The sequence below is a fragment of the Isoptericola sp. NPDC056605 genome (assembly GCF_042792795.1).
GTDB lineage: Bacteria > Actinomycetota > Actinomycetes > Actinomycetales > Cellulomonadaceae > Isoptericola.
The window spans coordinates 87,308-109,322 of sequence record NZ_JBHTVT010000017.1 but is presented as its reverse complement, the minus strand read 5'-3'; the positions used below and the strand labels follow the sequence as shown (position 1 = coordinate 109,322).

Genomic DNA, 22,015 nt, shown 5'->3' with positions numbered 1-22,015 from the left:
GGCCGCATCTGATGCGGCCCGCCCTTCGGACTACCTCGGCGAGATCAGTACTTCCTCGGCCTCACCACTTGTCGTGCACGTGCTCCTTGATCGACTCGTCGTAGATCTCGCGCACGCCGGACGTGAAGAGCGGGCCGAGCACGCCGGCGTCGCCGGCCGCGGCGTTGAGCCGCGCCTGCTCGGCGCTGCGCGCGCCCGGGATGACCGTGGAGACGCCGGGCTGCTGCCACACCCAGGCGATGGCCGCCTGCGCGGGCGTGAGGTCCTGGCTCAGGGCGGACCCGGCGAGCTCCGTGAAACGGGCGGCCGCGTCGACGCCGACGTCGAACGGCACGCCGGAGAACGTCTCGCCGACGTCGAAGGCCTTGCCCTCGCGGTTGAACGTGCGGTGGTCGTCCTCCGAGAACGTGGTCTCGTGGGTGTACCGACCCGACAGGAGGCCCGAGGCGAGCGGCACCCGCGCGATGATGCCCACGCCCGCCGCGGAGGCCGCGGGCAGCACCTGCTCCAGCGGCTTGAGCCGGAACGCGTTGAGGATGATCTGCACGGTGGCGACACCGGGGCGCGCGATGGCGGTGAGCGCCTCGTCGACGGTCTCCACGGAGACGCCGTAGGCCGCCGTCACGCCCTCGGCGACGAGTGTGTCCAGCGCGTCGTACACCTCGTCGTCGGAGTAGACGGAGGTCGGCGGGCAGTGCAGCTGCACGAGGTCGAGGGTCTCCACGCCGAGGTTCCGGCGCGACCGGTCGGTCCACTCGCGGAAGTTCGACAGGACGTAGTTCTCCGGCACCTGGTCCATCCGGCGCCCCATCTTCGTGGCCACCGTGATCCCGTCGTCGCGGTGGTCGGCGAGGAAGGCGCCCAGCGCCTGCTCGCTGCGGCCGTCGCCGTAGACGTCGGCGGTGTCGAAGAACGTCACGCCGGACTCGAACGCGGCATCCAGCACCGACCGGGCCTGGTCGTCGTCGACCGTCCCCCAGTCCGCCCCCAGCTGCCAGGTTCCCAGGCCGACGACCGACACCATGCGACCGGTGCGGCCGAGCACCTGTTTCTCCATCGTTCCCCCGTTCGGTGGCGCCCCGGGCCCCCCGGACCCTCGGCGCGGACCCCTCGCGCGCGCGAGGAGACGTCTCGTCAGATATCTGGCTCCCCTACGCTACGACGCCCGCACCGATCCGGCGTGCCGACTACGGTGTGAGCGTGAACACCGCTGACTCCCCCGCCGTCCCCGCCCCGTCGGGCCGGCAGTTCCGCATCTCCTCCGGCGAGCACCGGGCCACCGTCACCGAGGTCGGGGCGATGGTGCGCGAGTACACCGTCGCCGGCCGCGACGTGTTCGTGCCGTTCGCCGAGGACGAGGCGGCCCCCGTCTTCAACGCCGCGGTCCTCGCCCCGTGGCCGAACCGCCTGCGCGACGGCGCCTACACGACCGACGGCATCCTGCACCAGGTGGCCGTGAGCGAACCCGACCGCGGGACGGCGCTGCACGGCCTGGTGTGCTGGTACCGCTGGACGCCCGTCGAGGTGGCCGACGACGCGGTGACGCTCGAGCTCGCCCTTCCCGCACAGAAGGGCTGGCCGTTCCAGCTCGTGCTCCGCACCCGGTACGCCGTGTCCGACGCCGGCCTGGAGGTCGTGGTCAGCGCGCGCAACGTCGGCACCGGGACCGCGCCGTACGGCGTCGGCTTCCACCCGTGGCTGTCCACCGGCGGCGCCACGCTGGACGACTGCACGGTCAGCCTGGACGCCACGACGCACGTCACCGTCGACGACCGGCTGCTGCCCACGGGCACCGAGCCCGTCGCCGGCCGGTACGACCTGCGCACCACGCGGTCGCTCGCCGGCCTGGACCTCGACGACGCGTGGACGGGTGCCACCCGCGACGACGCCGGGCTGTCGTGGGCGCGGCTCGGCCGCCCCGACGGGAGCACCGCCGCGATCTGGATGGACGGGTCCATGGACTGCTGGCAGGTCTGCTCGGCCGACCACATCACCGGCTACGAGCGGTTCGGCCTCGCCGCCGAGCCGATGAGCTGCGTCGCCGACGCGTTCAACACCGGCGAGCACCTCGTCCACCTCGCCCCGGGCGACGAGCACGTCGTGCGCTGGGGTGCCACGCTGCTCTGACCCGTCGGGGCCGCAGGTACGCCTCCCCCGCTGTGGTCCTGACTACTCGGGGAGCCGCGCGGCGTGGGATCCTGCGACGCGGCCGGGCGGGCGGCGACAATGGCCGCGCAACTGCGAGACAGGACTTGGACGGTGAGGGCTCAGTGACCCAGACCGAGGTGCGCATCTGCGTCGTGGGCGACGAGCTCAGCGTGGGCGTCGGGGACGCCCGCGCCCTGGGGTGGACGGGGCGCGTCATGGCCCGGACCCGCTTCGGGCGGCCGGCGATGGCGTTCACCCTCGCCGTGCCCGGGGAGACCAGCTCGGCGCTCGGCGCCCGCTGGCAGGCGGAGACGGAGTCGCGCTTCGGCCCGGAGGACACGTGCGAGAACCGCCTCGTCGTGGCCCTCGGCCGGCACGACGTCGACTCGTCGCTGTCGGTGGCGCGGTCGCGGCTCAACCTCGCGAACATCCTCGACGTGGCCGAGACGAGCCGGATCCCGGCGTTCGTCGTCGGGCCGCCGCCGGGGCGGCCGGAGGACGGCGGACGCATCGCGGACCTCTCGGCCGCGTTCTCCGACGTCGCCAACCGGCGCCGCGTACCGTACGTCGACACGTACACGCCGCTGGCGCAGCACGAGCAGTGGCTGGCGGACCTCGCGACCAACGGCTCGACCTACCCGGGGCAGGCGGGCTACGGCCTCATGGCGTGGCTCGTGCTGCACACCGGCTGGCACGCGTGGCTGGGGCTGCCCGCCGACGAGTGAGACGTGCCGGCGAGCGACCGCCGGCGACCGTCAGACGCCTGCCCGCTCGGCCAGGCCGCGCACGTACGCGGCCTGGCCGACGTGCTGCAGGTCGTCGCCGACGACGCTGACGAGCCGCACCGCGAGCGTGACGGGCGGGTCCCAGCGGGTGTCGACCACGCGCTCCAGGTCCTCGGCCGTCACGGTCCCCAGGTACGCCGTCGTGGCGGCGTGCACGTCGTCGAGGTAGCCCCGCAGCAGCGCGGCGTCGGCGCGCACGGCCGCGACCTGCTCGGGGGTGTGGCCGTAACCCGTGTCCGTGACGTCGAACGGCAGCGCGAGCTTCGCGGCCCAGCCGCCCGCCGTCCACCGCTGCTCGGTGCCGGCGACGTCCGCGACGTGGTCGTCCTGCACCCGCGTCAGGTGCCACACGAGCCACGCGACTGTGTTCGCCTCCGGGTCGGGGCGGTACGTCAGCTGTTCCGCCGTGGCCCCGCGGAGCACGCGGTGCACCGTCCCGGCGATCCGCCCGAAGGCGTCGGTCAGCAGGGCGACGTGGGGTGCGGACGGTTCCGACGGTGCGGTCATCGTGCTCCTCCTCCTCGGCGCCCCGGGCGGGCGACGGTCAGCGGCGGTCGACGGTGACGTGCGCGGACGTCACCGTCGCGGACAGGTAGGCGGCGCTGCGGCCGTCGGCGGGCTGCTCGCCGTGGTCGACGACCAGGGTCGCGCCGGCGCTCGGCAGCACCGAGCCGTCGAGCACGACCTGGCCGGACGCCCCGCGCACCTTGAGGTTCACCGGGCTGCCGGCCGGGAGCCGCAGGTCGATCGCGCCCGAGACCGTCTTGGCCGTGATCAGCGGGCTCGCCTGGGTGGCGGTGACCGTCGCGGCCCCGGACACGGTGTTCAGGGAGACCCGCGCGAGCGCACCGGCAAGGGCGATCGACCCGGCCGCGCTGCTCGCCGTCACGTCCCCGGTGTGCTCCTCGGCCGACAGCGCGCCCGAGACGGTCTTGAGCGACATCGGGCCGGTGGTCCCGGTCGTGCGCACGGCGCCGGTCACGGTCTTCACCGCGACCTTGCGGCCCCCGGTCACCTCGACGTCCGCACCGAGGGTGCCGACGTCGACCGCCCCGTCCGCCGGGACGACGACGCGCACGACGGCACGCTCGCTCTGACGCGGGTTGCGCAGCTTCGCCCACACGGAGTCGAGCACCGAGCTCTCGTAGCCCACGCGCAGCCGGTCCCCGTCGCGCACGACCTGGACCGGCTTGGCGCCCACCTCGAGCAGCTCGATCCGGACCCCCGTCGAGGCCGGGTCGGCGACGACGTCGGCGCGCCCGTCCTGCAGGCGCAGCGTCACCCCCGTGACCTGCTCGACGTCGATGGTCTGCGGGGCGGCGACCGCCCACGACTCCGTGCTCATGAGGCTCCCTGTGATGCTCGGGCTGTGTGCTGGGGACGGGTACCACCCTGGCAGAGCCCGAGGCCGTGCGGATCGGGGATGCCCCGGATTCCGACCCCGGGCCTCGGGTGTGGGACCATGGGACCCGACCCCTCGTCCATCTTTCGTGAGGAGACCACCATGAGCAAGCGCGGTCGCAAGCGTCGTAGCCGCAAGGGCAACGCCGCCAACCACGGCAAGCGTCCCAACGCCTGACGCGCCGAGGTAGTACGACATTCGCCGAGGTAGCTCCGGTGGACGCGTGGCCCGTGGCCACGGCTCCTGCCGGAACTACCTCGGCGAATGTCGTACTACCGGCGTGAGGCCTACTCGGCGGTGGACATCACCGTCAGCTGGGCGTGGATGCGCACGCGGAGGGTCTCCGGGGCGCGCTCCGCGCACGAGCGACGGACGAGCTGCTTGACGAGCTCCTCGACGCTCAGCTCGGCGAGGCACGGCGAGCAGTGCGCGACGTGCGCGCGCATCCGCTGCTCGTCCTCGGGCGTCATCTCCGAGTCGAGGTACTCGTTCAGGTGCACGAGCGCGTGCTCGCACTCGTTCTCCCCTTCGGCCCGGTCGTGCGGGATGGGGGTGACGGGGTCGGTCATGACGCTCCTCCACGAGCCGGGACCAGGCCACGCTGAGCGGCGTAGTCGGCGAGCAGCTCACGCAGCTGCCGGCGTCCGCGGTGCAGCCGGGACATCACCGTCCCGATCGGCGTACCCATGATCTCGGCGATCTCCTTGTAGGGGAAGCCCTCGACGTCGGCGTAGTAGACGACCATGCGCCGGTCCTCGGGCAGCTCCTGCAGCGCGCGCTTCACGTCGGAGTCCGGGAGCCGGTCGAGCGCCTCGGCCTCGGCCGACCGCAGCCCCTGCGACGTGTGCGACGCGGCGCGGGCGATCTGCCAGTCCTCGACGTCCTCCGCCTGGGACTGCTGCGGCTCGCGCTGCTTCTTGCGATAGCTGTTGATGAACGTGTTCGTGAGGATGCGGTACAGCCAGGCCTTGAGGTTCGTGCCGGGCTTGTACTGGTGGAAGGCGGCGAACGCCTTCGCGAACGTCTCCTGCACCAGGTCCTCGGCGTCCGCGGGGTTGCGCGTCATGCGCAGGGCGGCGGAGTAGAGCTGGTCCAGGTACTGCAGGGCGTCACGCTCGAAGCGCTCGGCCCGGGCCGCGCTGCTCTCGCCCTCGGGGGCACGCTCCGTGTCCTCGGGGATCTCCTCGCCGTCCGGGGTGCTCCCGTGCGGCGCGTCGCCGCTCGCCGGGCCAAGGTCCTGGGTCATCACCGACGAGCCTAGTCCAGCCACTGGGCGGGGTCCTCCGATCCACGGGGTGTGCAGGTCTGTCGTGGGGCCGACCACCGCGTCGTCCGCGTTCGCCGTCAGGGCGTCGGCCGGGACGGCGAACAGCCGCACGGACGCGCGTCCGGCTGCGGGGACGGCGGTCGCCGTCGTCGAGGTACGGGTGCTCACGTCGGTGTGAACCGCGGAAGGGGGCTCCGCATTCCCAGGCGGACGCCCGTCGGCGCCCCGGTCGGGAGCCGCGTCAGGACGCCAGCGGTGCGGCGAACCGGCGGCGGTAGGAGACCGGGCTGGTGCCGAGCTGGCGGGCGAAGTGGTGCCGCAGCACGGGCGCGCTGCCGAAGCCGACCAGTCGCGCGATCTCGTCGACGGGCGCCTCGGTCGACTCGAGCAGCTCCTGCGCCCGGGCGACCCGCTGCCGCGCGAGCCAGGCGGCCGGCGTCGTGCCCGTCTCCTGCCGGAAGCGGCGCGCGAAGGTGCGCTCGGACAGCGCGGCCCGGCGAGCCAGCCGGGGCACGGTGTGCTCCTCGGCGAGGTGCTCCCGCATCCAGGCGAGCAGGCCGGCGAGCGACTCGCCGTCGCGCGGGAGCGGGTCCACGACGAACTGCGCCTGGCCGCCCTCGCGCTGCGGCGGCACCACCATGCGCCGCGCGACCGCGCGGGCGGCGTCCGCGCCGACCTCGGTCCGCACGAGGTGCAGCGCGGCGTCGATCCCCGCCGCGGTGCCGGCGCTGGTGAGCACGCGCCCGTCCTCGACGTACAGCGCGCCGGGGTCGACGTCGGCCGTCGGGACCTCGGCCGCGAGCCGCTCCGTGTACATCCAGTGCGTGGTGCACCGCCGCCCGTCGAGCAGCCCCGCCCGCGCGAGCGCGAACGCGCCGGAGCAGATGGCGAACAGCCAGGCGCCGCGGTCGTGGGCGGCCCGGAGCGCGTCGAGGTAGGCCTGCGGGAGGACCTCCTCGCCGTCGTCGTCGATGCCGTAGGCGACGGCGACGACGAGATCGGCGTCGTCGAGCGCCTCGAGGCCGTGCTCCACGACGACGGGGAAGCCGCCCTTGGTCATCACGGGTCCGGGCACGGGTGCGCAGAGCGTGAAGTCGAACGACGGGCCGCCCGTGTCGCGACGGTCGATGCCGAACACCTCGTACGCGACCCCGAGCTCGAACGGCGCGACGCCGGGGACGACGACGGCGGCGACCTTGCGGATCATGTCGCCCATGCTGCCACGTCGATGGCTGGATGTCGACGCATGCTGGCACTTCTGCCACTCGTGGCAGGACCGCAACGCGCGAAGGATTACTGCCATGACCGCACTGATCCTCGTCCTCGCCGCCCTGCTCCTGGCCGCCTACGCCGCCCGCCTCGTCCGGACGGTCCGCCGAGACGGCCTCGGCACCCGCCGCCCCCCACGCTCCCACCACGACTGGTGGGAGGACGCGCCCGCCTGACGCACGGCCGCGCCGCGCCCGCCGGTCGCCGCGCAAGCGCGGGTCTGCTCTGCCACAGTGGGCCCATGCTGCTGCGCCGTATCGCCCGACCCCTCCTGGCCGCCCCGTTCGTCTACGACGGGATCCAGGCCGTGCTGCACCCGGCCGAGCACGTGGACGCCGCCCGCGAGGGCTCCCGGCTCGTCACGGACGCGGTCGGCGCCGAGCCGCTCGGCGACCGCCAGCTCGGGTTCCTGGTACGGGCGCACGGCGCCGTGACCGCCGCGGCCGGCGTCCTGCTCGCCGTCGGCCGCACGCCTCGCACCGCCGCGCTCGCGCTGGCCGCGCTCACCGCGCCGCTCGCCGTCGCCCACCAGCCGTTCACCAGCAAGGGCGCCGAGCGCAGCCTGCGCACCGCGGCCTTCGTCAAGGACCTCGGCAAGGTCGGCGCCGCCGTCATCGCGGGCGTGGACCTCGAGGGCCGGCCGGGCGTGACCTACCGCGTGCAGCAGGCGCGCGAGCACGCCACCCGCCTCGCGGAGGCGAAGGCCGAGGCCGTCAAGGCCACGACGAAGGCCGAGGCCCAGAAGCTGCGCGCCAAGGTCGCCGAGGCGGTCTGACCTTCCGGCGGCAGGCGCGGCGGGCCGCGAGACGCGCCGCTCCGGAGACGTCCCGTGAACTAGCCTCGGAGCCATGACCTCCGCCGTCCCGCCGCACGCCGCCCCGCCCGCCGCCCCCGACCCGGGGGCTGACGGCTGGGCGGCACCGGTCGCGACAGGCCCGCTGGACGCGACGGTCGAGGTGCCGGGCAGCAAGTCGCTGACGAACCGCCTGCTCGTGCTGGCCGCGCTCGCCGACGGCGCGGGCACCCTGCGCGGGGCGCTGCGCTCGCGCGACGCCGACCTCATGATCGGAGCGCTGCGCGCCCTGGGCGCCGGCATCGACGAGGGCGAGGACCCGAGCACCCTGCACGTCACCCCGGGCCCGCTGCGCGGCGACGTGGACGTCGACACCGGGCTGGCGGGCACGGTGATGCGGTTCCTTCCCCCGGTCGCGGCGCTGGCCGACGGCCCGGTCCGCTTCGACGGCGACCCCGAGGCACGGGTGCGGCCGATGCTGCCGGTGCTCGCGGCGCTGGGCAGCCTGGGCGTGCGTGTCACCTCCCCCGACGGCGGGACGCCGACCCACCTGCCGTTCACCGTGCACGGCACGGGCCGGGTGGCGGGCGGCGCCGTCGACGTCGACGCGTCGGCGTCGTCCCAATTCGTCTCGGCCCTGCTCCTCGCCGGCGCCCGCTTCGAGCGCGGCCTCACGCTGCGGCACATCGGCACCACCCTCCCGAGCCTCCCGCACATCGCGATGACCGTGGCCACCCTGCGCGACGTCGGCGTGGAGGTGGACGACTCGCGCGACGGCATCTGGCAGGTCACCCCCGGCCCGGTCGCCGCGCGCGACGTGCGGGTCGAGCCGGACCTGTCCAACGCGGCGCCGTTCCTGGCCGCCGCGGTCGTGGGCGGCGGCAGCGTCCGCGTGCCGGGCTGGCCCACGGTGACCACCCAGCCGGGCGCGCTGCTCCCGGACCTGTTCGCCCGGCTCGGGGCGCAGGCCCGCCTCGACGGCGACGCCCTGACCGTCACCGGCACGGGCGAGGTCCGCGGAGCCGACCTGGACCTGCACGCCGCGGGCGAGCTCGCCCCGACCTTCGCCGTCCTCGCCGCGCTCGCCGACTCCCCCAGCCGCCTGCGCGGCATCGCGCACCTGCGCGGTCATGAGACCGACCGCCTGGCGGCTCTCGCGACCGAGATCACCCGGCTCGGCGGGCAGGCCGAGGAGACGCGCGACGGGCTGGTCATCACGCCGCGGCCGCTGCACGGCGGCCTGTTCCGCACCTACGCCGACCACCGCATGGCGACGTCGGCCGCCGTCCTGGGCCTGCGGGTGCCGGGCGTGCGGGTGGAGAACGTCGGCACCACGGCCAAGACCCTGCCCGGCTTCGACGGGATGTGGGAGCGGATGCTGGGGGTCGGCGCCGCCACCGGGCCCGTCACCCGGCCCGTCACCGAGGGCGAGGCCTGATGGCCCGCCGCGCCGTCGACGAGCACGCGCAGTACGCGCGGCCCTCGAAGCGCGGCTCACGGCCCCGCACCAAGCAGCGCCCCGAGCACGCCGACGCCGAGGTCGGGATGGTGACCGGCGTCGACCGCGGCCGGTACACCCTCGTGGTCGACGACGGCACCGCCGACGAGCGCACCGTCCTCGCGATGAAGGCGCGCGAGCTCACGCGCACCCGTGTCGTCGTGGGCGACCGCGTGGACGTCGTCGGCGACACGTCGGGCGACGAGGGCACGCTCGCGCGGATCGTGCGGATCCAGGACCGGTCGTCGGTGCTGCGGCGCACGGCCGACGACACCGACCCCTACGAGCGGATCGTGGTGGCGAACGCCGACCAGCTGGTCGTGGTCACCGCGCTCGCCCAGCCCGAGCCGCGCACCGGCATGATCGACCGCTGCGTCGTCGCCGCGTACGACGCCGGCATGGACGTGCTGCTGTGCCTCACCAAGGCCGACCTCGCGGACCCCGCCCCCCTGCGGGACCTGTACACCCCCATCGGCGTCGACGTCGTCGTCACGCATCGGGACGACCCCGCGAGCGTCGAAGCGGTCCGCGAGCGCCTGGCCGGGCGGACGTCGGTGCTCGTGGGACACTCCGGCGTCGGCAAGTCGACGCTCATCAACGCGCTGGTGCCCGACGCCGACCGCGCCACCGGCGTCGTCAACGACGTCACCGGCCGGGGCCGGCACACGTCCACGTCGGCGGTCGCGCTGCGGCTGCCGGTCGGGCACGACGGCGACCACGACGGCTGGGTGGTCGACACCCCGGGCGTCCGGTCGTTCGGGCTCGCGCACGTCGAGACGGACCACCTGCTGCAGGCGTTCGAGGACCTCGCCGAGGTCGCCGAGGAGTGCCCGCGCGGCTGCACCCACCTCGCGGACGCCCCAGACTGCGCGCTCGACGACTGGCTCGCCGCGTCGTCCGACGACGAGCGCCCGGCGCGCGAAGCCCGCGTCGCGTCGTTCCGGCGCCTGCTGACCGCGCGCCACTCCGCCGACTGATCCATCGCCTGGTTCCCACGATTCGTCAGGCACAACTTGTCAGTCTGGACTGACGAGTCCTACCGTGGAGCGGTGCCCTCCTCCCCCGATCCCGTGACGCCCGTCGCCGGCGCCGCCGCGGCCGCGCGCGAGCTGCGCTCGCTCGTCGGGCGGCTGCGCCGCCGTTTCCTCGAGCTGAGCGACAACCGGGAGCTCACGCCGTCGCAGACGTCGCTGCTCTCCCGCCTCGCCAAGCACGGACCGGCGTCGCCCGGCGCGCTCGCCGCGGCCGAGCGGGTCCGGCCCCAGTCCCTCGGTGCCACCCTCGGCGTCGTCGCCGAGCGCGGCCTCGTGCGCCGGGACCCCGACCCCGACGACGGCCGCCGCCAGGTGATCTCGCTCAGCGACGACGGCCGCGCGTTCGTCGAGGGCCGGCGCGAGGCGGGGCAGGAGTGGCTGGCGCGAGCCCTGGGCGAGCGCCTCACCGCCGAGGAGCTGGCCACCGTGACCGAGGCCCTCGCGATCCTCGACCGGACGCTGCTCGACCCTGCGCAGGCCGACGAGCAGGCCGACGAGGCCGACCGGCCGTGAGCCTGCTCCACCGTCACCCCGCCGCCCGCCGGGACGCCCCGCTCGCCGGCGTCCCGACCGGCTACGACCGGCGCCTCACCCCGGCGCTGGCGCTCGGCTCGCTGCTCAACCCGATCAACTCGTCGATGATCGCGGTGGCGCTGGTGCCCATCGGGCTCGCGTTCGGCGCCCCCGCCGCGCAGACGGTCTGGCTCGTCACCGCGCTCTACCTCGTCACGGCGGTGGGCCAGCCCGTCGTCGGGCGGGTGGTCGACCTCGTCGGCCCCCGGCGCCCGTACCTGGTCGGAGCCGCGCTCGTCGGCGTCGCCGGGCTGCTCGGCGCGCTGGCCCCCTCGCTCGGCATGCTCGTGCTGGCCCGCGCGCTGCTCGGCATCGGCACCTGCGCCGCCTACCCGGCGGCGATGTGGCTCGTGCGGCGCGCCACCGACCGCTCCGGCGAGGACCGCGGCGTCGCGGCGGTGCTCACGATCCTCGCCGTCACGAACCAGGTGACGATGATCGTCGGCCCGACGCTCGGCGGGCTGCTCGTCGGCGTCGGGGGCTGGCGGGCGATCTTCCTGGTCAACGTGCCGCTCGCGGTCGCGTGCCTCGTGCTGGGCGGCCTGCGGCTGCCGCGCACGACCGCCACCGACCGCACCCCCGACGACATGCGGGACGGCACGCCGGACGACCTCCCGCGCCTCGCCGCGCGCCTCGACGTCCTCGGCGTGCTGCTCTTCGCGGCCGCGCTCACCAGCCTGATGCTCGTCCTCGTCGGGGCCACCCCCTGGTGGGTGCTCGCCGCCACCGTCGTGACGGGCGCCTGGTTCGCGCGGCACGAGCTGCGCGCCCGCCGTCCGTTCATCGACCTGCGGCTGCTCGCCGGGAACCGGCCGCTGCTGCTCACGTACGCCCGCGCCCTGCTCACCGCCACCGCGACGTACGCGTTCATGTTCGGCTACGTGCAGTGGCTCGAGCAGGGCCGCGGCCTGAGCGAGGCCGCCGCGGGGCTGCTGATGCTGCCGACGTCGGTCGTCGCGGTCGCGGTCGCGTCGGCGACCGGGCGCCGTGCCCCCGTGCGCACGGCCCTGCTCGTCGGGTCGGTGTCGCTGCTGCTCGGCGGCGCGATCCTCGCCGTCGTGCGGCCCGAGAGCCCGACGTGGCTGCTCGTCCTCGCCGGCGTCGGCATCGGCGGCATGCAGGGCCTGGCCGGGCTCGCGCACCAGAAGGCGCTCGCCCGTCAGGCCGACGCCGCGACCGTCGGCGCCGCGTCCGGGCTGCTGCGCACGTTCATGTACCTCGGCGCGCTGGTGTCCACGGCGGCCATCGCCGCCCTCTACGCCGACGGCCCCACGACGGCGGGCCTGCACGACCTCGCCCTCGCGATGGCGACCTGCGCCGTCGCGGTCGCCGCCCTGACGCTCGTCGACCGCTCCCTGCGCCGTCGCCCCGCGACCGCCCGCACCGTGCCCGCACCTGTTCCCGCACCCGTACCCGTACCCGGAGAGAACCGCTGATGACCTTCACCTCCCTCGACCCCCGCACCGCGCTCGTCGTCGTCGACCTGCAGGCCGGCATCCTGGCCGCGCCGACCGCACCGCACGCCGCCGACGCCGTCCTCGCCCGCAGCGTCGAGCTCGCCGACGCCTTCCGCGCCCGCGACCTGCCCGTCGTCCTCGTGCGCGTCACCGCCGCCCCCGACGGCGCGGACGCCGTGCCCGGCCGCACCGACGCCCCGCGCGGCGGAGCGCGGCCCGACGGCTGGGACGTCCTCGCCCCCGAGCTGCACGCCGCGGCATCCGACGTCGTCGTGGCCAAGCGGAACTGGGGCGCCTTCTACGGCACCGACCTCGACCTGCAGCTGCGCCGCCGCGGCGTGACGCAGGTCGTGCTGACCGGCATCGCGACGAGCATCGGCGTCGAGTCCACGGCCCGCGCCGCCCACGAGCACGGGTACCACGTCTCCCTCGTCACCGACGCGATGGCCGACCGAGCGGCCGAGGACCACGAGCACAGCGTCGGGCGGCTCTTCCCCCGGCTGGGCGAGTGCGGCACGACCGCCGAGCTGCTCGCCCTGCTGGGCGGCTGACCTCTCTGTCCCACCCCCGCGCGCCGGGGCCCGGGGGCCGCGGCGTACCGCTACCGTGTGAGGCGTGTCGTACACCCAGCCGTCTCCCAGCCCGACCAGCGGGCCCGCGCGCACGTACGAGGACGACCTGCGCCTGGCCCACGTGATCGCCGACCAGGTGGACGCGATCACGATGTCCCGCTTCAAGGCCGTGGACCTGCACGTCGAGAAGAAGCCCGACGACACGCCGGTCTCGGACGCCGACCGCTCCGCCGAGGAGTTCATCCGCGCCCAGCTCCACCGGGCGCGCACGCGGGACGCGATCGTGGGCGAGGAGTACGGCTCGGCCGGCAGCGGCGCTCGGCGCTGGATCATCGACCCGATCGACGGCACCAAGAACTTCGTGCGGGGCGTCCCCGTGTGGGCCACCCTCATCGCGCTGGCCGACGGCGAGGAGGTCGTGATGGGCCTCGTCTCGGCGCCGGCGATCGGCCGCCGCTGGTGGGCGGCGAAGGGCTCGGGCGCCTGGACCGGGAAGTCGCTCGCGTCGGCGTCGCGGATGTCGGTGTCCGGCGTGAGCACGCTCGCCGACGCCTCGTTCTCCTACTCGTCCCTGTCCGGGTGGGAGGAGCACGGCAAGCTCAACGGCTTCCTCGACCTCACCCGCCAGGTGTGGCGCACCCGCGGCTACGGCGACTTCTGGTCGTACATGCTCGTCGCCGAGGGCGCCGCCGACATCGCCGCCGAGCCCGAGCTCGAGGTCTACGACATGGCCGCCCTCGTGCCCATCGTCACCGAGGCCGGCGGCCGCTTCACCGCGCTCGACGGCGCCCCGGGGCCGTGGCACGGCAACGCGCTGGCCACCAACGGCAGGCTCCACGACGAGACGCTCGTCTACCTCGGCTGACCCGTTCCGTCGTCGCCGAGAGCATTCAGGCGCGCGGGATCTGAGGGATCTCGGTCGGGTCGTACCAGAGCAGGTCGCGGTCGGTGACGCGCTGGAGTGCCGCGTCCAGCGCCTCCTCGGACGTCGCGCCCGCGCCGCCCGTGCGCTCGGCGTCGTGCTCCTCGTCAGCAGCGGCGAGCACCGCGCGCACGTCCTCGGCCGCCTCGGGCTCGTCGACGTGGACCGCGACGACGACCACGCCGGTCAGGGCGGCGACGTCGACGGCGCTGGGCTCGTCGGCACCGTCGGCCACCGTGACCTCGGCGTCCGGGACGTCCAGCGAGACGACGACACGGAGCGGCACGGCGGCGCGGCGGGCGGCCACGAGGGCCAGCGAGTCGTCCGCCGCGGCGAGGAAGGCCTCGTACTCCCGGCTCTCGTCGTCCTCGTCGGGCAGCTCACCGGCGAGGGCGGGCGTCACCGCGTGCGCGCGGCGGGCGGGGACGTCCCACCGCGCCCCGGCAGCCGCGACCGCGGCGCCCTCGAGCTCGTCCAGGGTGGCGGGAACGTAGATGCGCATGCGCACAGTCTGCCGCGAGCGGCAGCCCGGTGCTCACACCTCCGCGGCGACGGTCGCCCGCACCCGCTGGGCCAGCCCCTCGAACGCCACGGTCACCGACGAGCCGGGAGCCTCCTCCGCGAGCGTGCGACCCGCCAGCAGCGCGGCGTCCAGGCCGGCGGGGTCGTCCGGGACCAGGTGCACGTCGTCCACCCCGGCGTAGCGCGCCAGCGCGTCCCGCACCGCCGCCTCCGGGCGCGAGCCGGCCGCCGACGCGCGCACGCGGTTCGCGACGACCACGCGCTCCCCCGAGACGGGCACGGGCACGTCGCGCAGGTCCTCGAGCCCGCGCACGAGGCGCTGGACGCCCACCGGGTCGGCGGCGCCGACCACCACGACGACGTCCGCCGCCTGAAGCGCCGCGAGCGTCGCGCCGTTGCGCTGCGGCGCGTGGGTGTCGTACATCAGCAGCTCGTCGGCCTCCAGGAGCGGCCCGCAGTCGACGACGGTCCAGTCGGCGAGCTCGCGCGCCCGCTCGAGGACCACCTCGACGGCGCTGGCCGGCAGCTCGGGCCACCGGGCGGCGCGGGTGATCCCGGTCAGCACCCGGAGCCGGCCGCCGACGACCGGGCTGTGCCGGGCCAGCGTCGGCAGGTCGAGCGACCCGTGCGCCGCGGCGCGGGCGACCGCCGCGAGCCCCGGGGCGTCGTCGAGCAGGCCCAGCCGGGCCGCCACCGACGCGCCGTACGTGTCGGCGTCCACGACCAGCGCGTGCTCGGTGCCCGCCGATGCCGCCTCGCGCCGGGCACGACCGTGGCGCCGGCGCCCGCCGGACAGGCCGCCGAGCACGGCCGCGAGCTCGATCGCCGTCGTCGTCCGTCCCGGCGCGCCGACGGGGCCCCAGACCGCGACGACGCGCCCGCGGCGGGGCGCGGCGTCGTCCGCGACGGCGTCCTCGAGCCCGCGCACCTCCTCCGCGGCGAGCGGGTCGTCGACGTCCGCCGCGCGGCCCAGCACCAGGAGGTCGGGCGCGCCGGGCGCCGACGCGGCGGCGGGCACCGGCGCCGCGTCCCGGACCGCGGCGAGCAGGAGCGCCTCGTCGTACCGCTCGACGACGGCGTCCACGCCCAGCGCGTGCAGCCTGGGCGCCGGCGCGACGTCGTCACCGAGCGCGACCACGCGGACGCCCGCGGCGTGCAGCCGGCCGACCGCCTCCCGGTCCAGGCCGGGCAGGTCGCCGGAGACCAGTGCGACGGCGCCCGCGCCCGCCGCGGCCGCCGCGAGGAGCTCGGCCACGTCGCCGCACCGACGGGTGACGGTGACCCCCGAGCCCGGGCCGCCCAGGGCGAGGACGACGTCGGTCTCCGCCGCGCCGCGCACCGCGCACAGGACGGTGACTCCCGCCATCAGACGCCGGCCCCGGCCTGCGGCACCACGGTCACGCTGCCAGGGACCGCCAGCGCACGGAGGACGACGGGCAGGTCGTCCGAGGGCACGAGCACGTGCAGGGTGGCGCCGTCCGCGACGACGAGCCCGGCCCCCGCCTCGTCGACCTGCTCGACGACGACGCCCTCGACGAGCGGCGCCGGCTCCTCGGCCGCCGCGTCGGCACCGGCGGGCGCCTCGGGCGTCGACCAGAGGTCGACGGCGGACCCCGCCTTCACGCGGGACGACATGGCCTGGTCGACGGGCACGGAGACGGAGCGCACGTCGACGTCCGCGGCGTCGCCGAGGGCCGACCGGGCGACGAGCTCGCCGTCGTCGACCACCCGCAACGCGACGACCTGCTCCGGCAGCTCCTCGTCGGCACGCAGGTACAGCTCGCTCCCCGCGTCGATCCGGACGTCGACCGTGCGCAGCCGCGCCACGTCGACGGTCTCGCCCGGCGTCAGGGTGCCGTCGGCCGCGTAGACGGGCACCGTGCGGCCCGCGGAGGAGACCGCCCACGAGCCGAGGGCCACGGACGCGGCGACGATCACGACGCCGGCGACCAGCCGGGGGTCGCGCCAGGTGGGGCGGCGCAGACGCGCAGCCACGGGTGCCGGCAAGGGGTCGGTGCTCACGGACGTCCTCCGGGGTCGACTGGACGCGGCCTCGGCGCAGCGTCGCGCCGGAACCTATCATCAGGGACCCCTCGCATGCTTTCGGCAACCACTGTGGACAACCGCCGTCATCACGCCTGACCGCTGTGCCAGAATTGCCCGTATGGCCAACCGGTTCCTCTCCCTCGCGGACGTGCAGGAGATGCTCAGCATCTCCAGCACCCAGGCCTACTCGCTCGTGCGCTCGGGCGAGCTGCCCGCCATCCAGGTGGGCCCCAAGAAGGTGTGGCGGGTCGAGGCGAGCAAGCTCGAGGAGTACATCGAGCACCAGTACGCCCGCACGCGCGAGCGGATCGCGTCGGGCGACCTCTGACGCCCCCGCCGGGCTCCCCCGGCGGCCTCAGGCCTCGCTGACGCGCAGCAGGGCCCCGAACGGCACCGTCCGCACGACCGGCCGCGCCCGCTCCGTCTCCTCGACGTCGAGGTGGTCGGCGCCCACGCGCCCGATCCGCCCGGTGACCGACCCGCCCGCGGTGCGGACCAGCACCCGGGCACGGTCGCGCTGCAACCCCCGGAGCACGTGACCCAGACCGAGACCGTCGGTCCGCGCCCGTGACGGCGTCGCGAGCCGGCCCAGGCCGACGACCGAGGCGAGCGCGGCCAGCGGCACCAGGTGCTGCACCCGGCCGCGGGCGCCGCTCCCGTCGAGGAGCAGCCACGCGTGCGCGACGCGGGCGAGCCGTCCCTCGACGCCCTCGCCGTCGAGGAGCTCGAGCCGCAGCACGGAACCCGTCGCGGCACGCAGCCGGTCGGCCAGCGGGATCGAGGCCTGCTCGGCCCGGGTGAGCTCGGCGACCGTGCCCTCCCGCTCGGCCGCCTGCTCGGCGTCGAAGCGCGCCTCGAGGTCCGCGAAGAGCAGCTCCCACCTGGCCGGACCCGCGGATGTCATGAGGCTCCTCTCGTCGGGGTCGATGCCCACAGGATGCCCGGGTAGACAGACCCGGCACCAGTCCGCTTCAATATCCACCACCAGAACACATCAACCGCTATCAAATGACATCACCGGGAACGATCCGAGACGATAGCGGAGGGACGAAGGAGACCTCGATGTCCGGCAGCACCCCTCACGACCGGATCTCACGACCAGGTGGGCTCGGCCGGCTCGCCGTCCTCACGGCCACGGCCGCGGCCGTGGGCGCCGCCCTGGTGCTGCGCACGGCCGCCGTCGTCCCGCGGACGTCCACCGCCGCCGCCGGCATCACCGTCGACCGCTGGGTCGAGCTCGCCGTCCTCGCCGCCGGGCTGCTCGCCGCCGCCTGGCTCGCCCTGAGCGGCGCGGTCGCCCTGGCCTGCGTCGCCGCGTCTCTGCTGGGCCGCCGCTGGCGTGCCGGCGAGGCCGCCGTCGAGCGGCTCGCACCCGCGGCCGTCCGCCGCCTCGTCCGGACCGCCGTCGGCGTCGGCGTCGGCGCAGGGCTCACGCTCGCCCCGACCGCGGCCCTCGCCGCCGACGTCCAGCCCACCGGCCCGACCCCCGAGGCCTCGTCGGTCGCCCTCGACCTCGGCTGGCGGTCCACCGCCTCGGAGGGCGAGGCACCGGCCGACGCACCGACCGGCGCACCGACCGACGAGGCCGTCGAACGCCCGGCGGAGATGCCGGCGCCGGCGGCGGCTCCTGAGGAGGACGTGCTCGTCGAAGAGGTCGCTGCCGCCCCGGTCGCGCACCATGCCGCCCAGGATGCCGCCCAGGATGCCGACGACGACGCGAACGACGACGCGGACGACGACGAGCCGGTCCGCGTGGTGCTCCGCGGCGACACCCTGTGGGGCATCGCGACCGAGGCGCTGGGCGGCTCCCCCACCGACGCGGAGATCCTCCGCGAGGTGACGCGGTGGCACACCGAGAACCGCGACGTCATCGGCGCCGACCCCGACCACCTCCTGCCCGGCCAGATCCTGCACGCCCCGGCCTGACGACCCGACGTCCCACGACTCCCGCACCACCCACCGGAGGGCACCATGACCGCGACGACGACCGCGCCGACCACGCCGGCGACGGAGGCTTCCCCGGAGCAGGGCACCCCCGCCCCCGGCACGGCGCCGGAGGGCACGACGGCGACGCCCGGCACCGGACCGGGCACCGAGGCGGACCGGCACGATGTCACCACGGCGCAGGACGACGGCGCCCCCACCCGGCGGGCGCTGCGGGTGTCGGCCCCGCCGCGACCGGCCGGCCCGGCGGGCTATCCCGAGGCGAGCACCCGGCCGGCGCCGCGGACGCGGCGGGTGCGGGTCGGCACCCCGGGCGTGCGGCGCGACCCTGACGACGACCAGGACCTCACGGCGAGGCCGCTGCGGGAGGCCGCGCCCGCGCCGCTGCCCGACCCGACGGCGCAGTGCTGCACGGTCGTGCGCGCCGCGGTCGAGGTCCTGCGCGGGGAGCGGCCGGCGGCGCAGCTCGCCCGTTGGGTCACGCCGCAGGTGCGCGACCAGCTGGCCGAGCGCGCCCGGATCGGCCTGGCCCACGCCCCGCTGCGGGACGCGGCGCACCACCGGCCCGTCCAGGTGCGGCGCGTCCGGCTGGTCCGCCTGGGTGACGACGTGGCCGAGGCGACCGTCGTCCTGGACGACGACGGGCGGGTGCGTGCCGCGGCCGTCCGGCTGGAGGCGCGCCGAGGCGCCTGGCGCGTCGCCGTCCTCGAGATCGGCTGACCGGCGCGGACGGGAGAACGCCGGAGCCCCGGACCGCGGGTGCGGGTCGGGGCTCCGGCGTCGTGGCGTCGCTCAGGGAGTCGTCGTCACTCCTCGTTGACGCCGTGGCAGACCTTGTACTTCTTCCCGGAGCCGCAGGGGCACTGGGCGTTGCGCGGCGTGCCGGGGAAGGTCCGGCCGTCGCTGGTGGCCGCCGTGGCCTCCCCGTGCAGCTCGCGGCGCGAGCGGCGCGTGGGAGCGCCCGTCGTCGTGGTCGAGCCGTCCTCGCTCGGCGACGAGTAGGACAGGCGCTGCGGCGCCGGGGCGTCGAGCCCCTTGGCCAGGAGCACGGGCTCCTCCGCCGTCGCGGGAGCAGGCTCCGCCGCGGCCGGCTCGGGCTCGGCCGGGGCCGCGGGCTCGGAGACCGGGGCGGCCTCGGCGGCCGGCGCCGTCCCGCCCGCCACGACCTGGCCCGCGTCGGACTGCGCCGCCGCCGCAGCGCTGGCCGCGGAGATCACCGGGGCGCCGGGAGCACCCTGGGCGCCGGGCTGCTGCACCTGCACGTCGAGGTTGAACAGGAACCCGACCGACTCCTCCTTGATGGACTCCGTCATCGCCTGGAACAGCTGGAAGCCCTCGCGCTGGTACTCGATCAAGGGGTCGCGCTGCGCCATCGCGCGCAGGCCGATGCCCTCCTTGAGGTAGTCCATCTCGTAGAGGTGCTCGCGCCACTTGCGGTCGAGCACCGAGAGCACGACGCGGCGCTCGAGCTGGCGCATCGCGGGCCCGCCGAGGGACTCCTCGCGCGCCTCGTACGCCACGCGGGCGTCCGAGAGCAGCTCCTCGAGGATCAGCTCGTGCGTCAGCCGGCCGACGCCGCCCGCCTCCTCGACGACGTCCTCCGGCGTGATCGACACCGGGTACACCGACTTGAGCGCGGTCCACAGCGCGTCCAGGTCCCATGCCTCGGGGTTGCCCTCGGCGGTCGCGCCGTCCACGTACGCGGTGACGACGTCCGTGAGGAAGTGCTGCACCTGGTCCTCGAGGTCCTCGCCCTCGAGCACCCGCTTGCGCTCCGCGTAGATGACCGAGCGCTGCCGCGACAGGACGTCGTCATACTTGAGGACGTTCTTGCGGATCTCGAAGTTGCGGGCCTCGACCTGCGACTGCGCGCTCTGGATGCCGCGCGTGACCATCTTCGACTCGAGCGGCATGTCGTCGGGGAAGCCGGCGCGGTCCATCATCGAGGACGCGAGCCCCGAGTTGAACAGGCGCATGAGGTCGTCCTGCATGGACAGGTAGAACCGCGACTCGCCAGGGTCGCCCTGACGGCCGGAACGACCGCGCAGCTGGTTGTCGATGCGGCGCGACTCGTGCCGCTCCGTGCCGAGCACGTAGAGCCCACCGAGCTCGGTGACCTCCTCGTGCTCCGAGGCCACCGCCTGCTTGGCCTTCTCGAGCACGTCCGGCCAGGCCGCCTCGTAGGCCTCCGGGTCCTCCCCGGCGTCGAGACCGCGCTGGGCCATCTCGGAGACGGCGAGGAACTCGGCGTTGCCGCCGAGCATGATGTCGGTGCCGCGGCCGGCCATGTTGGTGGCGACGGTGACGGCGCCCTTGCGACCGGCCTGCGCGACGACGGACGCCTCGCGCTCGTGCTCCTTGGCGTTCAGGACGCTGTGCGGCACGCCCGCCCGCTTGAGCAGGCCCGACAGCAGCTCGGACTTCTCGACGCTCGTGGTGCCGACCAGCACCGGCTGGCCCTTCGCGTGGCGCTCGACGATGTCCTCGACGACGGCGTTGAACTTGCCGTCCTCGTTCTTGTAGACGAGGTCCGCCTGGTCCATGCGGATCATGGGCCGGTTGGTGGGGATCGGCACGACGCCCAGCTTGTAGGTGCCCTGGAACTCGGCGGCCTCGGTCTCGGCCGTACCGGTCATGCCGGACAGCTTGTCGTAGAGGCGGAAGTAGTTCTGCAGCGTGATCGTGGCGAGCGTCTGGTTCTCCGCCTTGATCTGCACGCCCTCCTTGGCCTCGATGGCCTGGTGCATGCCCTCGTTGTAGCGGCGCCCGGCGAGGATGCGGCCGGTGTGCTCGTCGACGATCATGACCTCGCCGTTGAGCACGACGTAGTCCTTGTCCCGCTTGAACAGCTCCTTCGCCTTGATGGCGTTGTTGAGGAAGCCGATCAGCGGGGTGTTCAGCGACTCGTAGAGGTTGTCGATGCCGAGGTAGTCCTCGATCTTCTCGATGCCGGGCTCGAGCACGCCGACGGTCTTCTTCTTCTCGTCGACCTCGTAGTCCTTCTCGACCTCGAGGCGGCGCACGACCTTCGCGAACTCGGTGTACCAGCGGTTCGCGTCCCCGGAGGCGGGGCCGGAGATGATGAGCGGCGTGCGGGCCTCGTCGATGAGGATCGAGTCCACCTCGTCGACGATGGCGAAGTGGTGGCCGCGCTGCACCAGGTCGTCGGGCGACCAGGCCATGTTGTCGCGCAGGTAGTCGAAGCCGAACTCGTTGTTGGTGCCGTAGGTGATGTCGGCCGCGTACTGCCTGCGGCGCTCCTCCGGCGTCTGACCCGAGACGATGACGCCCGTCGTCATGCCGAGGAAGCGGTAGACGCGGCCCATGAGGTCGCCCTGGTACTTCGCGAGGAAGTCGTTGGTCGTGACGACGTGCACGCCCTTGCCCTCGAGGGCGTTGAGGTAGGCGGCGGTCGTGGCGACGAGCGTCTTGCCCTCACCGGTCTTCATCTCGGCGATGTTGCCGAGGTGCAGGGCGGCGCCGCCCATGAGCTGCACGTCGAAGTGCCGCTGGCCGAGGGTGCGGCGCGCGGCCTCGCGCACCGCGGCGAACGCCTCGGGGAGCAGCTCGTCGAGCGTGGTGCCGTGCTCGAGGCGCTCCTTGAAGCGGTCGGTCTCCTCGTGCAGCTCGGCGTCGCTCAGCTCCTCGAAGCTGGGCTCGAGCCGGTTGACCTGCTGGGCCAGGCTGTTGAGCTTCTTGACAATCCGGCCCTCGCCAAGACGGAGGACCTTCTCGAGGATCGCAGGCACGCAGTACTCCAGGGTCGGTGGCGCCCCGGGGATG

General features: G+C 75.0%; 26 protein-coding genes. 15 read left to right on the top strand and 11 right to left on the bottom strand.

The features are described from left to right. Positions 1-61: 61 nt before the first annotated feature. Positions 62-1,057, bottom strand: coding sequence for an aldo/keto reductase (locus tag ACFQ8Y_RS16740; RefSeq protein ID WP_430549020.1), 996 nt, complete (start codon positions 1,055-1,057; stop codon positions 62-64). A gap of 143 nt (positions 1,058-1,200) precedes the next feature. Between ACFQ8Y_RS16740 and ACFQ8Y_RS16735 the strand changes: the two genes are divergently transcribed. Both ACFQ8Y_RS16735 and ACFQ8Y_RS16730 read left to right on the top strand, forming a co-directional pair. Further along, complete coding sequence (locus ACFQ8Y_RS16735; RefSeq protein ID WP_430586198.1) at positions 1,201-2,127, top strand: aldose 1-epimerase family protein; 927 nt, start codon at positions 1,201-1,203, stop codon at positions 2,125-2,127. Between the two features lie 143 nt (positions 2,128-2,270). Next, on the top strand, positions 2,271-2,873 hold the full coding sequence (locus ACFQ8Y_RS16730) for a GDSL-type esterase/lipase family protein (protein ID WP_430549018.1): 603 nt from the start codon (positions 2,271-2,273) through the stop codon (positions 2,871-2,873). Between the two features lie 30 nt (positions 2,874-2,903). Here the strand turns inward: ACFQ8Y_RS16730 and ACFQ8Y_RS16725 are convergent, their stop codons facing one another. Next, a complete protein-coding gene (locus ACFQ8Y_RS16725; RefSeq protein ID WP_430586197.1) occupies positions 2,904-3,440 on the bottom strand; it encodes a DUF664 domain-containing protein in 537 nt (178 codons plus the stop codon). A 37-nt stretch (positions 3,441-3,477) separates the two neighbouring features. Further along, positions 3,478-4,278, bottom strand: coding sequence for a DUF4097 family beta strand repeat-containing protein (locus tag ACFQ8Y_RS16720; RefSeq protein WP_430586196.1), 801 nt, complete (start codon positions 4,276-4,278; stop codon positions 3,478-3,480). Positions 4,279-4,437: 159 nt separating this feature from the next. On the opposite strand from ACFQ8Y_RS16720, the gene ACFQ8Y_RS16715 reads away from it, so the two are divergent. Then, on the top strand, positions 4,438-4,512 hold the full coding sequence (locus ACFQ8Y_RS16715) for a 50S ribosomal protein bL37 (RefSeq protein ID WP_099052597.1): 75 nt from the start codon (positions 4,438-4,440) through the stop codon (positions 4,510-4,512). 110 nt (positions 4,513-4,622) lie between these two features. On the opposite strand, the gene rsrA is transcribed toward ACFQ8Y_RS16715, so the two are convergent. Both rsrA and ACFQ8Y_RS16705 read right to left on the bottom strand, forming a co-directional pair. Beyond that, positions 4,623-4,904, bottom strand: coding sequence for a mycothiol system anti-sigma-R factor (gene rsrA, locus ACFQ8Y_RS16710; RefSeq protein ID WP_430549015.1), 282 nt, complete (start codon positions 4,902-4,904; stop codon positions 4,623-4,625). After that, positions 4,901-5,581, bottom strand: coding sequence for a sigma-70 family RNA polymerase sigma factor (locus ACFQ8Y_RS16705; RefSeq protein ID WP_430549014.1), 681 nt, complete (start codon positions 5,579-5,581; stop codon positions 4,901-4,903). Before ACFQ8Y_RS16705 ends, rsrA begins: the two co-directional genes overlap by 4 nt. Before the next feature lie 64 nt (positions 5,582-5,645). Here ACFQ8Y_RS16705 and ACFQ8Y_RS16700 point away from each other — a divergent pair, with 64 nt between their 5' ends. Then, a complete protein-coding gene (locus ACFQ8Y_RS16700; protein WP_430549013.1) occupies positions 5,646-5,780 on the top strand; it encodes a hypothetical protein in 135 nt (44 codons plus the stop codon). A gap of 63 nt (positions 5,781-5,843) precedes the next feature. On the opposite strand, the gene ACFQ8Y_RS16695 is transcribed toward ACFQ8Y_RS16700, so the two are convergent. After that, positions 5,844-6,809: a helix-turn-helix domain-containing protein gene (locus tag ACFQ8Y_RS16695; RefSeq protein WP_430549012.1), complete on the bottom strand. Its 966-nt coding sequence runs from the start codon at positions 6,807-6,809 to the stop codon at positions 5,844-5,846. A 94-nt stretch (positions 6,810-6,903) separates the two neighbouring features. Between ACFQ8Y_RS16695 and ACFQ8Y_RS16690 the strand changes: the two genes are divergently transcribed. The 8 genes from ACFQ8Y_RS16690 (at position 6,904) to hisN (ending at position 13,663) form a co-directional block, all read left to right on the top strand. Further along, a complete protein-coding gene (locus ACFQ8Y_RS16690) occupies positions 6,904-7,047 on the top strand; it encodes a hypothetical protein (RefSeq protein WP_430549011.1) in 144 nt (47 codons plus the stop codon). Positions 7,048-7,112: 65 nt separating this feature from the next. After that, positions 7,113-7,646 (top strand): DoxX family membrane protein, encoded by a 534-nt coding sequence (locus tag ACFQ8Y_RS16685; protein WP_430549010.1) that lies wholly within the window; start codon positions 7,113-7,115, stop codon positions 7,644-7,646. A 73-nt stretch (positions 7,647-7,719) separates the two neighbouring features. Beyond that, a complete protein-coding gene (gene aroA / locus ACFQ8Y_RS16680) occupies positions 7,720-9,102 on the top strand; it encodes a 3-phosphoshikimate 1-carboxyvinyltransferase (protein WP_430586195.1) in 1,383 nt (460 codons plus the stop codon). Then, positions 9,102-10,139: a ribosome small subunit-dependent GTPase A gene (rsgA, locus tag ACFQ8Y_RS16675; protein ID WP_430549008.1), complete on the top strand. Its 1,038-nt coding sequence runs from the start codon at positions 9,102-9,104 to the stop codon at positions 10,137-10,139. Before aroA ends, rsgA begins: the two co-directional genes overlap by 1 nt. Before the next feature lie 72 nt (positions 10,140-10,211). Beyond that, the gene (locus ACFQ8Y_RS16670; protein WP_430586194.1) at positions 10,212-10,709 is read left to right on the top strand and encodes a MarR family winged helix-turn-helix transcriptional regulator; all 498 of its coding nucleotides are present in this window, start codon (positions 10,212-10,214) and stop codon (positions 10,707-10,709) included. After that, complete coding sequence (locus ACFQ8Y_RS16665) at positions 10,706-12,205, top strand: MFS transporter (RefSeq protein ID WP_430586193.1); 1,500 nt, start codon at positions 10,706-10,708, stop codon at positions 12,203-12,205. Before ACFQ8Y_RS16670 ends, ACFQ8Y_RS16665 begins: the two co-directional genes overlap by 4 nt. After that, on the top strand, positions 12,205-12,777 hold the full coding sequence (locus tag ACFQ8Y_RS16660; protein WP_430586192.1) for a hydrolase: 573 nt from the start codon (positions 12,205-12,207) through the stop codon (positions 12,775-12,777). Before ACFQ8Y_RS16665 ends, ACFQ8Y_RS16660 begins: the two co-directional genes overlap by 1 nt. Before the next feature lie 64 nt (positions 12,778-12,841). Continuing rightward, positions 12,842-13,663, top strand: a complete 822-nt coding sequence (gene hisN, locus ACFQ8Y_RS16655; RefSeq protein ID WP_430563945.1) for a histidinol-phosphatase — start codon at positions 12,842-12,844, stop codon at positions 13,661-13,663. Positions 13,664-13,688: 25 nt separating this feature from the next. On the opposite strand, the gene ACFQ8Y_RS16650 is transcribed toward hisN, so the two are convergent. From ACFQ8Y_RS16650 to ACFQ8Y_RS16640, 3 genes are read right to left on the bottom strand one after another with little or no spacing between them, the layout of a single operon-like run. Further along, the gene (locus ACFQ8Y_RS16650) at positions 13,689-14,222 is read right to left on the bottom strand and encodes a DUF6912 family protein (protein ID WP_430549003.1); all 534 of its coding nucleotides are present in this window, start codon (positions 14,220-14,222) and stop codon (positions 13,689-13,691) included. Positions 14,223-14,255: 33 nt separating this feature from the next. Continuing rightward, positions 14,256-15,608, bottom strand: coding sequence for a CpaE family protein (locus ACFQ8Y_RS16645; protein ID WP_430586191.1), 1,353 nt, complete (start codon positions 15,606-15,608; stop codon positions 14,256-14,258). Continuing rightward, positions 15,608-16,264, bottom strand: a complete 657-nt coding sequence (locus ACFQ8Y_RS16640) for a hypothetical protein (protein WP_430586190.1) — start codon at positions 16,262-16,264, stop codon at positions 15,608-15,610. Before ACFQ8Y_RS16640 ends, ACFQ8Y_RS16645 begins: the two co-directional genes overlap by 1 nt. 142 nt (positions 16,265-16,406) lie before the next feature. Here ACFQ8Y_RS16640 and ACFQ8Y_RS16635 point away from each other — a divergent pair, with 142 nt between their 5' ends. Next, positions 16,407-16,616 carry a helix-turn-helix domain-containing protein gene (locus ACFQ8Y_RS16635; protein WP_430549000.1) on the top strand — a complete coding sequence of 70 codons (210 nt, stop codon included), beginning with the start codon at positions 16,407-16,409 and terminating at the stop codon, positions 16,614-16,616. A 27-nt stretch (positions 16,617-16,643) separates the two neighbouring features. Here ACFQ8Y_RS16635 and ACFQ8Y_RS16630 read toward each other — a convergent pair whose 3' ends face one another. Beyond that, entirely contained in the window at positions 16,644-17,192 is a 549-nt protein-coding gene (locus tag ACFQ8Y_RS16630; protein WP_430586189.1) for a hypothetical protein, read from the bottom strand. Between the two features lie 158 nt (positions 17,193-17,350). On the opposite strand from ACFQ8Y_RS16630, the gene ACFQ8Y_RS16625 reads away from it, so the two are divergent. Both ACFQ8Y_RS16625 and ACFQ8Y_RS16620 read left to right on the top strand, forming a co-directional pair. Further along, the gene (locus tag ACFQ8Y_RS16625; RefSeq protein WP_430586188.1) at positions 17,351-18,214 is read left to right on the top strand and encodes a LysM peptidoglycan-binding domain-containing protein; all 864 of its coding nucleotides are present in this window, start codon (positions 17,351-17,353) and stop codon (positions 18,212-18,214) included. Between the two features lie 45 nt (positions 18,215-18,259). Continuing rightward, a complete protein-coding gene (locus ACFQ8Y_RS16620) occupies positions 18,260-18,952 on the top strand; it encodes an Rv3235 family protein (RefSeq protein ID WP_430586187.1) in 693 nt (230 codons plus the stop codon). 86 nt (positions 18,953-19,038) lie between these two features. Here the strand turns inward: ACFQ8Y_RS16620 and secA are convergent, their stop codons facing one another. Continuing rightward, positions 19,039-21,981: a preprotein translocase subunit SecA gene (gene secA / locus ACFQ8Y_RS16615; protein ID WP_430586186.1), complete on the bottom strand. Its 2,943-nt coding sequence runs from the start codon at positions 21,979-21,981 to the stop codon at positions 19,039-19,041. Positions 21,982-22,015: the final 34 nt, after the last annotated feature.

Bases quoted from the DNA above. Each gene is read 5' to 3' on its own strand.
- ACFQ8Y_RS16740 (WP_430549020.1), bottom strand. From the start codon at position 1,057: ATGGAGAAACAGGTGCTCGGCCGCACCGGTCGCATGGTGTCGGTCGTC.
- ACFQ8Y_RS16725 (WP_430586197.1), bottom strand. From the start codon at position 3,440: ATGACCGCACCGTCGGAACCGTCCGCACCCCACGTCGCCCTGCTGACC.
- ACFQ8Y_RS16720 (WP_430586196.1), bottom strand. From the start codon at position 4,278: ATGAGCACGGAGTCGTGGGCGGTCGCCGCCCCGCAGACCATCGACGTC.
- rsrA (WP_430549015.1), bottom strand. From the start codon at position 4,904: ATGACCGACCCCGTCACCCCCATCCCGCACGACCGGGCCGAAGGGGAG.
- ACFQ8Y_RS16705 (WP_430549014.1), bottom strand. From the start codon at position 5,581: ATGACCCAGGACCTTGGCCCGGCGAGCGGCGACGCGCCGCACGGGAGC.
- ACFQ8Y_RS16695 (WP_430549012.1), bottom strand. From the start codon at position 6,809: ATGATCCGCAAGGTCGCCGCCGTCGTCGTCCCCGGCGTCGCGCCGTTC.
- ACFQ8Y_RS16690 (WP_430549011.1), top strand. From the start codon at position 6,904: ATGACCGCACTGATCCTCGTCCTCGCCGCCCTGCTCCTGGCCGCCTAC.
- ACFQ8Y_RS16685 (WP_430549010.1), top strand. From the start codon at position 7,113: ATGCTGCTGCGCCGTATCGCCCGACCCCTCCTGGCCGCCCCGTTCGTC.
- aroA (WP_430586195.1), top strand. From the start codon at position 7,720: ATGACCTCCGCCGTCCCGCCGCACGCCGCCCCGCCCGCCGCCCCCGAC.
- rsgA (WP_430549008.1), top strand. From the start codon at position 9,102: ATGGCCCGCCGCGCCGTCGACGAGCACGCGCAGTACGCGCGGCCCTCG.
- ACFQ8Y_RS16660 (WP_430586192.1), top strand. From the start codon at position 12,205: ATGACCTTCACCTCCCTCGACCCCCGCACCGCGCTCGTCGTCGTCGAC.
- ACFQ8Y_RS16650 (WP_430549003.1), bottom strand. From the start codon at position 14,222: ATGCGCATCTACGTTCCCGCCACCCTGGACGAGCTCGAGGGCGCCGCG.
- ACFQ8Y_RS16645 (WP_430586191.1), bottom strand. From the start codon at position 15,608: ATGGCGGGAGTCACCGTCCTGTGCGCGGTGCGCGGCGCGGCGGAGACC.
- ACFQ8Y_RS16635 (WP_430549000.1), top strand. From the start codon at position 16,407: ATGGCCAACCGGTTCCTCTCCCTCGCGGACGTGCAGGAGATGCTCAGC.
- ACFQ8Y_RS16630 (WP_430586189.1), bottom strand. From the start codon at position 17,192: ATGACATCCGCGGGTCCGGCCAGGTGGGAGCTGCTCTTCGCGGACCTC.
- ACFQ8Y_RS16625 (WP_430586188.1), top strand. From the start codon at position 17,351: ATGTCCGGCAGCACCCCTCACGACCGGATCTCACGACCAGGTGGGCTC.
- ACFQ8Y_RS16620 (WP_430586187.1), top strand. From the start codon at position 18,260: ATGACCGCGACGACGACCGCGCCGACCACGCCGGCGACGGAGGCTTCC.